The 13,149-nt window shown below is 72.7% G+C and carries 12 protein-coding genes; 6 read left to right on the top strand and 6 right to left on the bottom strand.

Going from position 1 to position 13,149, the window contains the following annotated elements; all coding sequences use genetic code 11:
* The first annotated feature begins 72 nt into the window (after nucleotides 1-72).
* Complete coding sequence (locus ABZ272_RS04425; protein ID WP_355048472.1) at nucleotides 73-696, top strand: phosphoesterase PA-phosphatase; 624 nt, start codon at nucleotides 73-75, stop codon at nucleotides 694-696.
* A gap of 168 nt (nucleotides 697-864) precedes the next feature.
* Here ABZ272_RS04425 and ABZ272_RS04420 read toward each other — a convergent pair whose 3' ends face one another.
* The 3 genes from ABZ272_RS04420 to ABZ272_RS04410 are packed head-to-tail and all read right to left on the bottom strand — an operon-like array spanning nucleotide 865 to nucleotide 5,650.
* Nucleotides 865-2,088, bottom strand: a complete 1,224-nt coding sequence (locus ABZ272_RS04420; RefSeq protein WP_355048471.1) for a hypothetical protein — start codon at nucleotides 2,086-2,088, stop codon at nucleotides 865-867.
* Nucleotides 2,089-2,126: 38 nt separating this feature from the next.
* Nucleotides 2,127-3,812 (bottom strand): GTPase, encoded by a 1,686-nt coding sequence (locus ABZ272_RS04415; RefSeq protein ID WP_355048470.1) that lies wholly within the window; start codon nucleotides 3,810-3,812, stop codon nucleotides 2,127-2,129.
* The gene (locus ABZ272_RS04410; protein ID WP_355048469.1) at nucleotides 3,809-5,650 is read right to left on the bottom strand and encodes an ABC transporter; all 1,842 of its coding nucleotides are present in this window, start codon (nucleotides 5,648-5,650) and stop codon (nucleotides 3,809-3,811) included. Before ABZ272_RS04410 ends, ABZ272_RS04415 begins: the two co-directional genes overlap by 4 nt.
* 220 nt (nucleotides 5,651-5,870) lie before the next feature.
* Here ABZ272_RS04410 and dnaK point away from each other — a divergent pair, with 220 nt between their 5' ends.
* The 5 genes from dnaK (at nucleotide 5,871) to ABZ272_RS04385 (ending at nucleotide 10,601) form a co-directional block, all read left to right on the top strand.
* Nucleotides 5,871-7,739, top strand: coding sequence for a molecular chaperone DnaK (gene dnaK, locus ABZ272_RS04405; protein ID WP_355048468.1), 1,869 nt, complete (start codon nucleotides 5,871-5,873; stop codon nucleotides 7,737-7,739).
* A gap of 47 nt (nucleotides 7,740-7,786) precedes the next feature.
* Entirely contained in the window at nucleotides 7,787-8,545 is a 759-nt protein-coding gene (grpE, locus tag ABZ272_RS04400; RefSeq protein ID WP_355048467.1) for a nucleotide exchange factor GrpE, read from the top strand.
* An 85-nt stretch (nucleotides 8,546-8,630) separates the two neighbouring features.
* Nucleotides 8,631-9,818: a molecular chaperone DnaJ gene (gene dnaJ / locus ABZ272_RS04395; protein ID WP_355048466.1), complete on the top strand. Its 1,188-nt coding sequence runs from the start codon at nucleotides 8,631-8,633 to the stop codon at nucleotides 9,816-9,818.
* Nucleotides 9,819-9,848: 30 nt separating this feature from the next.
* Nucleotides 9,849-10,289, top strand: a complete 441-nt coding sequence (locus ABZ272_RS04390; protein ID WP_355048782.1) for a helix-turn-helix transcriptional regulator — start codon at nucleotides 9,849-9,851, stop codon at nucleotides 10,287-10,289.
* A gap of 129 nt (nucleotides 10,290-10,418) precedes the next feature.
* A complete protein-coding gene (locus tag ABZ272_RS04385; protein WP_355048465.1) occupies nucleotides 10,419-10,601 on the top strand; it encodes a hypothetical protein in 183 nt (60 codons plus the stop codon).
* 195 nt (nucleotides 10,602-10,796) lie between these two features.
* Here ABZ272_RS04385 and ABZ272_RS04380 read toward each other — a convergent pair whose 3' ends face one another.
* The 3 genes from ABZ272_RS04380 to ABZ272_RS04370 all read right to left on the bottom strand — a co-directional run bounded on the left by ABZ272_RS04380 (nucleotide 10,797) and on the right by ABZ272_RS04370 (nucleotide 13,149).
* Entirely contained in the window at nucleotides 10,797-11,228 is a 432-nt protein-coding gene (locus ABZ272_RS04380; protein WP_355048464.1) for a hypothetical protein, read from the bottom strand.
* 209 nt (nucleotides 11,229-11,437) lie between these two features.
* Nucleotides 11,438-12,643, bottom strand: a complete 1,206-nt coding sequence (locus tag ABZ272_RS04375) for a cation:proton antiporter (RefSeq protein WP_355048463.1) — start codon at nucleotides 12,641-12,643, stop codon at nucleotides 11,438-11,440.
* A gap of 5 nt (nucleotides 12,644-12,648) precedes the next feature.
* Nucleotides 12,649-13,149 (bottom strand): TrkA C-terminal domain-containing protein, encoded by a 501-nt coding sequence (locus tag ABZ272_RS04370; protein WP_355048462.1) that lies wholly within the window; start codon nucleotides 13,147-13,149, stop codon nucleotides 12,649-12,651.

Genomic DNA, 13,149 nt, shown 5'->3' with positions numbered 1-13,149 from the left:
TCGGCGGTACGGTGACGGGCAGGTGTCGCCGAGACGGCGCTGGTCAGCGGTGGCGCGTATCAGGGGGGTGGCGTGGGCGGCGGTGCGGAACCCCGCCCGGTCGCCCCTCGTCCCGGTCCGGGGCTGCGGGTCGCCCGGCTCGTCACCGAGCTGACCGCGCCGGCCGTGCTGGTGTCGCTGTTGATCATCACCGTGAGCTGGCACAGCAGTCGGGACAGCGTTCGAGGGCTGGTGTGGGGCCTGCTCGCGACGGTCTTCGTCACCGGCATCCCGTTCGCCTACATCGTCGGTGGGGTCCGCCGGGGGCGACTCACCGACCACCACATCGGCCGTCGGGAGCAGCGCCGGGTGCCCCTGCTGGTCGGACTCGGCTCGGTAACCGCCGGGCTCGCCCTGCTCGTCGTCCTCGGCGCACCACGGCCCCTGCTGGCGCTGGCGGTGGCGGGGCTGGTCGGACTGGTGGTCGCCGTGTCGGTGAGCCACTGGTGGAAGATGTCGATCCACTCGGCGGTCTCCGCCGGCACCCTGGTCATCCTGGCGCTGACCTTCGGACGCGGGCTCCTGGTCGCCGCGCCGCTGTTGGGCGTGGTCGGCTGGGCCCGGGTACGCCTGCGGGACCACACCGTCGCGCAGGTGCTCGCCGGCGGAGTGCTCGGCGCGCTGATCGCCGCGGTCGTCTTCGGTGCCCTGCGCTGAGCGCACACCCCAGAGGCCCTGCGCTGACCGCACACCCCACAGAGACCCTGCGCTGAGCGCACACCCCACAGAGCAGGCGAAGTCGAGCGGGCGATGCGGAGAGGCCGGCCGGGACCCGACGTGACCCACCGGGCGGGCGGCCTGGTGCTGCCACCCGCCCGGGTGCCGTCAGGCGCCGTCGTCGGCGAGTCGGTGCCGGTTCGCCTCGATCCAGGCGTCCAGCGCGGCCGGGTCGTCCGGATCCACGCCGTCGGCCATGAGTTGCGCGACGGCCGCCGTGGCCGGGCTACGCCGCTCGCCGGTCGAGTAGAGCCGGGCGAACTCCGGCACCATCTCCTCGATCGCCTCGTCGGTCCGCTCGGCGGCGGCCTCGGGGAGCCCGCGCTGCTGTGACGCGTACCGGGCCCAGGCGCGCAGCACCCGGGGCAGCATCGCCGCGTCGTCCATGTCGAGCACGGCACGGCGGTGCACCCAGTCGAGCAGGAAGAGCCCGGACACGGCCGGACTCCACCGCATCGGGTCGGAGTCGGGGAAGGACGCCGAGTGGTCCAGGAGCAGGCTGAGGCAGAAGTGCAGCGACGCGAGCTCGGGACCGTCGACGCTGTCGAGCCCGAACCGGGCGGCCTCCGGCGACGCCAGGAACCGCCGGACGAGGTCGGTGCGTTCGGCGGCGGACAGCGGTTCGACCTCGGCCGGGCCGGTCGGCACGGCGGCCATGGGCAGCACCGCGAGCCGGGCGCCCACGAGCGCGCGGTCGGTGGCGAGCGAGCCCTCGCCGGGCAGCTCGCCCAGGTCGTCGGTGACCGAGAGGTGACGGGCCACCTCGCCGCGCAGCCGCGACGGGTCCTCGGTGCGGAACCAGGTCAGCTCGTCGTCCGCGCACATCTGCCGGACCTGGTCCAGGATCCGTTCGGCGGGCCCGCCCACGAAGATGTCCTTGGTGATCCCGATGTTGTGGTCGACGAGGGCCACCAGCGCGTGCTCCGGGCCTCCGGCCGCGTCGTCGTACGCGAAGGTGGCGAGGTAGGAGGTCTGGTCGCCGTAGACGTCGCCGTACGCCCAACTGCCGGTGAGGTGCACCCGACCGAGCTGGCTGGACCAGGCGGGGGCCTGGCTGCCGGGGCGTACCCGCTCGACGCCCTGGGCGGTCGGGACGAGCGCGGCGAAGACCTGGCGGATGGTGGTCGCCGCCGCGATCCGGCGGCGGGCGGTGGCGGCGAGGAAACCGGTGACGAACTCCCGCAAGGCGGTGTCGCGGTCGGTCTCCGCGATTGCGTAGACACTGCCCAGCAGCGCGCTGCCGAGCATCTCGGCGTCGAGGGCGGACTCCAGCTTGGTCACGTCGCGTGCGGCGTGCAGCACCGCGTCGTAAGGGGTCTGAGGCGTGGCCATGCTTCGACCCTACGCCGCTCGGGGCGTACGCAGAGGCGTCAGCGGCGGGCAGCCTCACCGAGCGCGTCGCGCGCCTGCGCGTACGAGGTGAGCACGATCCGTACCGGGGCGAGCACGTACTCCTCGCCGACCTCGGCGACCCGGACCGTCAGCCGCTGCCGGGCGCGGGCCCGCGCCCGTTGGGCCGCCCAGCGCACGACCGGTCGGGTCAGCGCCGCCGTCAGCAGCCCGGCCAGCAGGCCACCGAGCAGCAGCACGGTCGGCATCGGCACCTGCCCGACCATGGGGTTGTCCAGCGCGGGAAGGCCGAGCGCCCGCAGCGCGTAGCCGAGCGCCAGCCAGCCCAGGCCGACCACGGCGGCCAGGGTGACCAGCCACTGCACGCCACCGACGACCCGCCACCACACCGGCTGGTGGTCGAGGCCGAGGTCCGTGCCGGCGATCGCGCGGTCCAGCGCGTCCGGCAGGTCGTCGAGGCGGGACCGGGCCGCGGAGGTCACCGCCGTCGGCCAGGCGGCGGGCAGGTCGCCGCCGGCCCGGTCGGCCACCGCACGGATCGCCAGACCGAGCGACGACCGCTGGGCGGCCGTCGGATCGGGCACCGAGGTCGCCGCCACCAGGCTCTCGGCGGGGTCGGCGTCCGCGCCGGCCGGGCCGGGCAGGTGCAGCCGGCGCAGCGGGTCGGGCCGCAGCCGCCGCCAGCCCCGGACCACCGGCCAGCCGGTGGCCGCGCCGGCCCGATGTCGGTACGCCCGCTCCACCGCCTCGCTCACCGCCGGTACTCCGGCGGCGCCGGCCAGTGCCCGGTTCAACCCGGCGACGGTCGCGTCGTCCGGGCCGCCCCGCGGCCGGGCCGAGCCGATCATCTCGTCCAGCCCGGCGACCACGGTGTCGACGTCGCCGGCCAGTCGACGCAGGGCGGCCTGCCGCTCGGCGACCGTACGCTCCAACGCGCTGCGCAGCCCGACCATCCCGGCCGGGTCGATGGCGGTGGTGGCGAGCAGGGGTACGCCGGTCAGCCCGTCGGAGTCGAGCAGTCGGCGCAGGTCGTCCAGGACGCGGGGCAGCTCGGCCGCGGGCAGCCGGTCGGCCTGGTTGAGCACGACCAGGGTGACGTCCCGGTGCCGGTGGAACTCGCGCAGGTAGCTGTCGTGGATGATCCGGTCGGCGTACTTCTGCGGGTCGACCACCCAGACCACCTGGTCGACCAGGCCGAGCAACCGGTCCACCTCGAGGCGGTGGGACCGCTGCACCGAGTCGAAGTCGGGCAGGTCGAGCAGGATCAGGCCGTGCAGGGGCGTCTCGTCGTCGCCGTCGAGCGCGCTCTCGCGGACGAAGCGGTGCCGGGGCAGCACCCCGATCCAGTCGAGCAGCCGGTTGGCGTCCTCCAGTGGCCCCCACACGCACGCGTGCGTCACGCCGGTGGTGGGTCGGCGGACGCCGACCGGTGAGAGTTCGAGCTGGGCCAGCGCGTTGAACAGGCTGGACTTGCCGCTCCCGGTCGCGCCGGCGAGGGCGACGACGGTGTGGTCGCGGGACAGCGCGAGCCGGGTGCCGGCCCGTTCGACCAGGGTGTGCGCGGGCACCAGTTCGGCGTCGGGCAGCAGGCCGTCGACGGCGGTCAGGAGGCGGCGTACGGCGTCCAGGCGGGCGATCAGGTCGTCCGGGTCGATCCGCTGGTCGCCACGGAAGGCTTCGCGTACCCGGCCGGCGAGGTTGCTCATCGCGAACCCTCCTCGTCACCGGCCGGCACGGTGCCGTCGTGGTCGGCGAGGCCGCTGCGGTGCCGGGCCAGCTCGACCCGCCCGGCAGCCTGGCGCAGTGTCTCGCCGGCCGCCTCGGCGGGCCGGGCGTCGGCGGTGCGGGTGAGGAAGCGGTCTGCCTCCGCGTCCAGCAGCGTCCGCACCCGCGCGAGGAGGTCGACCCGGGCCTTGGCGGCGAGGGTACGCACCGCCTGGTCGCCGAAGATCGCCTGGAGTACGGCCTGCGCGGCGACCGTCGTGCCGGCCCCCGTCGCCACCTCCAACCCGGTGGGGATGAACGCGGTCGAGGCGAACACGGCGATCATCACGGCCAGCCCGGTGGCGTTCACCGCGTATGCGGCCGTCCGGGCCACGAAGCGCTTGTCGCCGCCCTCGACGCGGACCAGCTCCAGCACCCCGCGCTGCCAGTCCCGGACCATCCGCTCGGCGCGTTCGGGCAGGTCGCCGCTGGGGTGGGCGAGCGCCGGGTCGAGCAGATCCGCGCCGGCCGGGTGCGCCTTCCACCCGGTGTACGCGGATTCGGCGGCCTCGGACGCCACCCCGCGCAGCAGGGTGACGAGCTGCGACTCGATGGCGTTGCGCAGCTCGGCGGCGGGCGCGGGGCGGCCGGTGACGGCGGCCACCAGCCGGTCCCGGAGGCGCCCGATGCGGGCCTCCAGCGTGCGGAAGAACTCGCCCGTGCCGACGAACTCCTGCCAGCGGGCCAGGACCTCGCCGCGGAGCAGCCGACCGTCTCGCAGGCCCTGCTCGACGGTCCGCTCGGCGGCGCGGTACGCCGCCCGTACCCTCTCGTCCAGCGCGTCGGCGGCGGCGACCTGCTCGTCGGCGGCGTCGGCCAGCTCCTCGACGGCGGGGTGCAGGGCGGCCAGCGCGCCGTCCAGCGTCTGCCGGACCACCGCGGCGCGGGCGTCGGCGTCGGCGGCCAGTCGGGCGAACCACTCGGCCAGTGGCGCGGTGACCCCCTCGGGCAGCAGCCCCTGACCGTCGACCCAGGTCTCCGGCAGCACGAACAGCGGAGCGCGGTCGAGGTCCTGGGCGGCGAGCATCTCGGCGAGGTGCGCGGCGATCTCGTCGCTGGCCTCGGCGGGTACGCGGTCGAGCACCATGGCGATCACGGCTCCCCGGGCGCGTGCGCTCCGGAGCAGCTCCCACGGCACCGCGTCGGCGTACCGGGCGGCGGTGGTGACGAAGAGCCAGAGGTCGGCGGCGGCGAGCAGTTGGCTCGCGAGCGCGCGATTGGCGTCGACCACCGAGTCGATGTCCGGCGCGTCGAGGAACGCGAGGCCCGGGGGGAGGGCCGGAGCGGTCACCAGGTGCAGGGAGCGCGGGTCGTCGCTCGGCTCCGTCGTACGCGTCAACCCGGGCAGCAGGTCGCCCTGCCGGAACCAGGTCGCGTCGGCCGGGTTGCACACCAGCACCGGGGAGCGGGTGGTGGGTCGCAGCACCCCCGCGGCGCTGACGCGGGCCTTGACCAGGCTGTTGACCAGGGTCGACTTGCCCGCGCCGGTGGAGCCGCCGACGACCACGAGCAGCGGGGCGTCCAGCCGGGCCAGTCGGGGTAGCAGGTAGTCGTCGAGTTGGTCGGTGAGGGCGTGGGCGGCCTGCCGGGCGGAGCTGGCGGAGGGCAGGGCGAGCGGATAGTGGGTGGCGCCGATCGCGGCCCTCAGGCCCGACAGCGCGCCGGGGAGGCTGGCGTCCCCGGTCGTGACGGACGGCTCCTCCGCGGCGTCCGGAGGGACGGTGCGGGCGGCGACGGCGGGCGCGCCGGAACGGGTGGCGGAGTCGCCGTGCGTCGTCACCGCTAAAGCGTGCCCGACCGATGCAAGGGAAGACAACCGGACGGTAATAACGTCTGGGTTGCGTCGGGTCGGCTCAACTCGACTTGACGATTCGCGGGCGCGTGGCACTATTGAGTCAAGTTCACTCAACTTGTGGTGGGGCCCGCTGCGGGCGGCGCCCGCCGAGCAGTCGCGGGCGGTGCCCGTCACCTGCACAACCTTACGAAGCGAGGAAGCGAAGATGGCACGTGCGGTCGGTATCGACCTCGGCACGACGAACTCCTGCGTCAGCGTTCTCGAGGGCGGTGAGCCCACCGTCATCGCCAACGCTGAGGGCTCGCGGACGACCCCGTCGATCGTCGCGTTCGCCCGCAACGGCGAGGTGCTCGTCGGTGAGGTCGCGAAGCGCCAGGCGGTGACCAACCCGGACCGGACGATCCGTTCGGTCAAGCGTGAGGTCGGCACGAACTGGTCCGTCGACATCGACGGCAAGAAGTACACCCCGCAGGAGATCTCGGCCCGGACCCTGATGAAGCTCAAGCGGGACGCCGAGGCGTACCTGGGCGAGCAGATCACCGACGCGGTGATCACCGTCCCGGCCTACTTCAACGACAGCCAGCGGCAGGCCACCAAGGAGGCCGGTGAGATCGCCGGCTTCAACGTGCTGCGGATCGTCAACGAGCCGACCGCGGCCGCCCTGGCGTACGGCCTGGACAAGGGCTCCAAGGAGCAGACCGTCCTGGTCTTCGACCTCGGTGGCGGCACCTTCGACGTGTCGCTGCTGGAGCTGGCCGAGGGCGTCATCGAGGTCAAGTCGACCAGCGGTGACAACCACCTCGGTGGCGACGACTGGGACCAGCGGATCATCGACCACCTGGTCAAGACGTTCCGCGGTGAGCACGGCATCGACCTCGGTCAGGACAAGATGGCCCTCCAGCGCCTCCGTGAGGCTGCCGAGAAGGCCAAGATCGAGCTGTCCGCCGCCACCACCACCAACATCAACCTGCCGTACATCACCGCCGGCTCCGCCGGCCCGCTGCACCTCGACGTGACGCTCAGCCGCGCCGAGTTCCAGCGGATGACGCAGGACCTGCTGGACCGCTGCAAGGGTCCGTTCGAGCAGGCCGTGAAGGACGCCGGGATCAAGATCTCGGACGTCGAGCACGTCATCCTCGTCGGTGGTTCGACCCGGATGCCCGCCGTGACCGACCTGGTCAAGCAGCTCACCGGCCGCGACCCCAACAAGGGCGTCAACCCGGACGAGGTCGTCGCCGTCGGCGCCGCCCTGCAGGCCGGTGTGCTCAAGGGTGAGGTCAAGGACGTCCTGCTGCTCGACGTGACCCCGCTGAGCCTGGGCATCGAGACCAAGGGCGGCATCTTCACCAAGCTCATCGAGCGCAACACCACCATCCCGACCAAGCGCTCCGAGGTGTTCACCACCGCGGACGACAACCAGCCGTCGGTGCTGATCCAGGTGTTCCAGGGTGAGCGGGAGATCGCGGCCTACAACAAGAAGCTCGGCACCTTCGAGCTGACCGGCCTCCCGCCGGCGCCGCGCGGCGTGCCGCAGATCGAGGTCGCCTTCGACATCGACGCCAACGGCATCGTCAACGTGCACGCCAAGGACCTGGGCACCGGCAAGGAACAGAAGATGACGATCACCGGTGGCTCCTCGCTGCCGAAGGACGACATCGAGCGCATGCGCCGCGACGCCGAGGAGCACGCGGAGGAGGACAAGCGCCGCCGCGACGACGCCGAGACCCGCAACGTGGCCGAGGCGCTGCAGTGGCAGACCGAGAAGTTCCTCGCCGAGAGCGGTGACAAGCTGCCCAGCGAGAACCGCGAGCAGCTCAACGAGGCGCTCGGCGAGCTGCGGGGCGCCCTGGGCGGCCAGGACATCGAGAAGATCAAGTCGGCGCACGAGAAGCTGGCGCAGGTCTCCCAGCAGGCCGGCTCGCTGCTCTACGCGCAGCAGGCTGAGCAGGGTCAGCCCGGCGGCGAGGCCGGCCCGGGTGCGACCGGTGCGACCGGTGCGCCGGGTGGCGCGCAGGCCGGCGGTGCGGACGACGTGGTCGACGCGGAGATCGTGGACGAGGACGGCAAGAAGTGACTGCCCACCTCCGACACGTATCCACGGCGAAGGGATGAGGTAGCCCCATGACGCAGAAGCCACGAGCCGCCGACTCGGACGACACCGGGTCGACGCCGGGTGGCTCCGCGCCCACGGAGTCGACCACCGGCGCCGAGGAGCGGGTCGTCATCCGCAACAACCGCAAGCTCAGTGACGCGACGGAGCCGGAGGGCACCGCCGCCGACGCGGAGACCGGCGCCCCGGCCGAGGGTCTGGTCGAGGACGCCGAGGTCGTGGTCGACGAGATCGAGGTCGAGGTCAACGCCACCGACGGGCCGGAACCCTCCGGTCCGCCGGTGGTGGACGCCCCGGCGCAGCCGGTGGACGGCGGCGGCACGGGGACCACGCTCGGCGCCGAGCTGGAGGCGCTCCGCGCCGACCTCGACGAGCGGACCAGGGACCTGCAGCGGGTGTCGGCGGAGTACGCCAACTACCGCAAGCGGGTCGACCGCGACCGTGCCCTGGTGCAGGAGCAGGCGACCGGCTCGGTGCTGGCCGCGCTGCTGCCGATCCTCGACGACCTGGACCGGGCACGGGAACACGGCGACCTGGTCGGACCGTTCGGAACGGTGGCGGACCAGCTCACCGCCGCGCTGGGCAAGTTCGGCCTGACCGCCTTCGGCGAGCAGGGCGACCCGTTCGACCCGACCCGGCACGAGGCCGTCGCGCACCAGACCTCGGCCGAGGTCAGCGAGCCGACCTGCGTGCAGGTCATGCGGCGCGGCTACCAGCTCGGTGAGCGGCTGCTGCGCCCCGCGCTGGTCGCGGTCGCGGATCCGGAATAGTGCGAGACGGTGACCGGGCCGTCCCGTCCCCCGCGCTGCGGTGGGCGGGACGGCCGGGCCACGACGGTCGGAAGGGGGTGGACCGGTGAGTTCGAAGGACTGGCTCGAGAAGGACTTCTACGCCGTGCTCGGCGTGGACAAGGCCGCCTCCGCGGATGACATCAAGAAGACGTACCGCAAGCTGGCCCGGGAATCGCACCCGGATCACAATCCGGGCGACCCGAAGGCCGAGGAGCGGTTCAAGGCCGTCTCCGAGGCGTACAACGTGCTGTCGGACGCCGGCCGTCGCCGGGAGTACGACGAGATGCGGTCGCTGTTCGGTTCGGGCGCGTTCCGGCGCAACGCCCGCGCCGGCGGCCAGCCGGGCGGGATGCCGTTCGACGTCTCCGACCTGTTCGGCGGCGGAGCGGGCGGCGCCGATCGCCGTTTCGGTGGTGGCGCCGGTTTCCAGGACCTGTTCAGCTCGATCTTTTCGGGCGGGCAGGCCGGTGGGCAGGCCGCGGCGCGTGGTCCGGCCCGGGGCCGGGACGTCGAGACCGAGGTGGCGCTCGACTTCGGCGACGCGGTGCGCGGGGTGACCCTGCCGCTGACGTTGCGCGCTCCCGGTGTCTGCGACACCTGTCACGGCAGCGGCGCCAAGCCCGGCACCCAACCGCGTACCTGCCCGGTCTGCCACGGGGCCGGGGTGACGACCCGCAACCAGGGGTCCTTCAGCTTCTCCGAGCCGTGCGGCAACTGCCAGGGCGTCGGGACCGTGGTGGAGGAGAAGTGCCCGGAGTGCCACGGCAGCGGCGGGGTCACCAAGACCCGCACGATGAACGTGCGCTTCCCGGCCGGGGTGGCCGACGGCCAACGCATCCGGCTGGCCGGGCGCGGTGAGCCGGGCGAGCGTGGTGGCCCGGCCGGCGACCTTTTCGTGCACGTGAAGGTTCGACCGGACGAGTTGTTCGGGCGTACCGGAGACGACCTGACGTTGACGGTGCCGGTGACCTTCCCGGAGGCCGTGCTCGGCACGGACCTGCGGGTGCCCACGCTCGACGGCGCGGTGACGCTGCGGGTGCCGCCGGGCACGCCCAGCGGGCGCGTGCTGCGGGCCCGGGGCAAGGGCGTGGTCCGCCGCGACGGGCAGGCCGGCGATCTGCTGGTCACCCTGGACGTGGTGGTGCCCGCCCGACTGACGGACGAGGCGCGGGCCGCGCTGGAGGCGTTCGCCGAGCAGAGTCCTCCGGCGGCGCGGGAACATCTCGACGCGCGAGTGCGTCGGGTCGGATAGTCCGGTGGGATGGACGCGGAGGTGAGCGGGATGTCGGGCGAGTTCCTCGGTTCGGGTGACCCTGCCTACGAGGCCAAGGTGCTCATGATCTCGGTGGCGGCGCGGATGGCGGGGATGCATCCGCAGACTCTGCGCCAGTACGACCGGCTGGGGCTGGTGCAGCCTGGCCGGGCGGCTGGCGGTGGTCGTCGCTACAGCGTCCGGGACGTGGTGCTGCTGCGTGAGGTGCAGCGGCTCAGTCAGGACGACGGGATCAACCTCGCCGGCGTCAAGCGGATCATCGGCTTGGAGCGGCTGCTGGAGCAGGCGCAGCAGCGGGTCGCGCGGTTGGAGGCGGAGTTGGACGCCGCCTACCGCCGGGTGGCCGAGCTCGAGTCGCTGGCGCGCTTTCCGGGTCGGGATCTGGTGCCGACCAACCGCACGTCCACCGCGTTGGTGGTCTGGCGTCCCCGCCGCAACACCGACCGCTGACCCACGTACCGCTTCCTCGGCCCGGCCCGCGCTCTGATTTCCCGGCGCGGACCGGGCCGTTTCCGTTAACCTGTCGATAAGGGGTCCAAACGGCTTAATTCGGGCCTACCGGCATGGCGAGGGGGAGCGATGGCGGAGCCGGCGAAGAAGGTCGCTCAGCAGACGGAGGAGCGGTTGGAAGGCTTGGCCGACACCGTCCGCGAGAAGTTCGACAAGGTCACCGAGGGAACGTTCCGCGACCGGATCAAGGAGGGGCGATTCGCCGAGCAGGGCGAGCCGACCCGACCAGAACCGGACCGCAAGCGCGACTGACCGGCGACCAACGTACGGGCCGGGACCCACGGGGGGTCCCGGCCCGTTCGTCGTGCCGTGCGGGCCGGGACGCGCCGCCCCTACCCCGCGCCGCTCCTACCCCGCCGATCTTGCACTTTCGGTCGGTGAAAGATCCCGCTTTGCGTAGTAGTCGGCACAGAAAGTGCAAGATCGGCGCAATGAAGGGGCGAGGGCTCAGCCGAGGCGGCGGTTCTCGCGGACCAGGCCGCCCTCGCACCAGTCCCGGTAGACGAAGAGATCCGGCCGGGCCAGCAGTACCCGGCCGTTGTGCGCCCAGATCCTCATCAGCTCGTCGCCGTCGCGCTCGGCCTGCTCCACGAGCTTGCGGAAACGGCGCTTGGGATGGGCCCGGAAGTTCGTCCGGATGCCGTCGGCGGCGTAGATGTAGAGGCAGTGCAGCGCGAAGCGCCGGGCCGGGCACGTCGGATCCATGGCCAGCTCGAAGAGCGTCAACACCAGCCGGTCACCCGAGACCAGGAGGTCCCAGTCGGGCGGCATGGACGCCAACGGCACCGAATCCGGTTGGTACGCCCAAGCTCGCAACTCCGCCGGGCTCGGATCGACGGGGTTCGCGAAGCCGTGGAACGTCGACTCCTGCACGCTCACCGGCCAACCTTCCGCTCTCGCCCGCGGGTGGCAACGCTGCCTGCGGACCCTGGCTGCTGGGGCGAAACGGTAACCCGCCGTCGGTTACTGCGGTAGTACCCGTAAGGCGCAATTCGGCAACCGTTGGCCGGCCCGGCCCGAACGGCCGTTCGGGTGCCCTGGCCAGCGCCGCTGTCGTACCTCGTGAGGTACGCCAGCGGCGGCCGACGTCAGTCGTGGACGGGAACCGGTTGTTGCCGCTGGGCCAGGGCTCGGTTGCGCAACCACCGCTTGAACCACGGGAAGTCGGGCAGCCGGGCCAGGATCGGTCCGGTCACCACGGTGATGAGGACGTACGTCGCGGCGAGCGCGGCCAACCGTGGCTCGACGCTGCCGGCCGCGACCGCGAGGCCGGCGATGACGATGGAGAACTCACCCCGGGGTACGAGCGCCAGACCGGCCCGCCAGCGACCGGGTTCGGCGATGCCGACCCGGCGGGCCGCCAGGTAGCCGGTGAGCGTCTTCGTGCCCATGGTGACCACGGCCAGCGCGAGCGCCGGCAGCAGCACCGGCGGGATGTCCTGCGGGCTGGTGGTCAGGCCGAAGAACACGAAGAACACGGCCGCGAACAGGTCCCGCAGTGGGGAGAGCAGCTCGGTGGCGTGGTGGGCCACCGGGCCGGAGAGGGCGATGCCGACCAGGAACGCGCCGACGGCCGCCGACACCTGGAGCGACGCCGCGATGCCCGCGATCAGCAATGTCAGGCCGAGTACGCCGAGCAGCAGCGCCTCCGGGTCCTTCGCCGACAGGGCGGACGAGATCAGATGGCCGTACCGGATGGCGACCACCAGCACGATCAGCACCGTGCCCACCGCGACGGTGAGCGCGATCCCGCCGCCGAGCAGGCCGGTGCCGGCCAGTACGGCGGTGACCAGCGGCAGGTAGAGCGCCATCGCCAGGTCCTCGATGACGAGCACCGAGAGGATCACGGGAGTCTCGCGGTTACCGAGCCGACCCAGGTCGGCGAGGACCTTGGCGATCACACCGGACGAGGAGACCCAGGTGATGCCGCCGAGTACGAGGGCGGCCACCCAGTCCCAGCCAAGCAGCAGAGCGAACCCCGCGCCGGGCAGCGCGTTGAGCACTCCGTCGATCAGACCGGCGGGTGCCGCCGAGCGCAGGTTGCCGACGAGCTCGTTGGCCGAGTACTCCAGGCCGAGCATCACCAGCAGGAGGATCACGCCGATCTCGGCGCCGACCGCGAAGAACTCCTCGCTGGCGTCCAGCGGCAACAGCCCGCCGTGCCCGAACGCGAGCCCGGCGAGCAGGTAGAGGGGGATGGGAGAGAGGCCGAAGCGACGACTGAGCCGGCTCAGGAGCCCGAGCAGCAGCAGGAGCGCACCGACTTCGATGAGCAGCGTGGTGAAATCGTGCATCCGCCTCAGCCGTCCGGGTCACTGTCGGCGAGGATGGCGGACACACCGTCGAGACCTCTGCGGGTCCCGACGACGACCACCACGTCACCGGCGGCGAAGCGGAACGAGGGGAGCGGCGAGACGATGACCTCGCCGTCACGCAGCACCGCCACGATGGAGGCGCTGGTGCGGGTACGCGCCTTGGTGTCCGCGAGCGGACGGTTGACGTACCGCGACCCCGCCGGGATGGCGATCTGCTCGGTGAGCAGCCCGGCGGCCTGCTCGCGCAGCCCGGAGAGCTGACCGAGCATGAGCGACGCGCCGAGGATGTCGGCCAGCGCCTCCGCCTCGTCGTCCGTCAGCGGAATGTCCGCCTGGCAGGCGTCGGGATCGTCGGGGTCGTAGAGGACAAGATCGCGCCGGCCGTTGCGGTGGGAAACCACGCCGAGCCGCCGGCCGGATTCGGTCACCAGATCGTGACGCACTCCGATGCCCGGTAAGGCAGTCTGTTCCACGCGTACTCGCAC

The organism is Micromonospora sp. NPDC005979 (assembly GCF_040614415.1).
Classification (GTDB): domain Bacteria; phylum Actinomycetota; class Actinomycetes; order Mycobacteriales; family Micromonosporaceae; genus Micromonospora.
The sequence above is the reverse complement of the archived record's forward strand: the minus strand, read 5'-3'. Positions and strand labels throughout refer to the sequence as shown.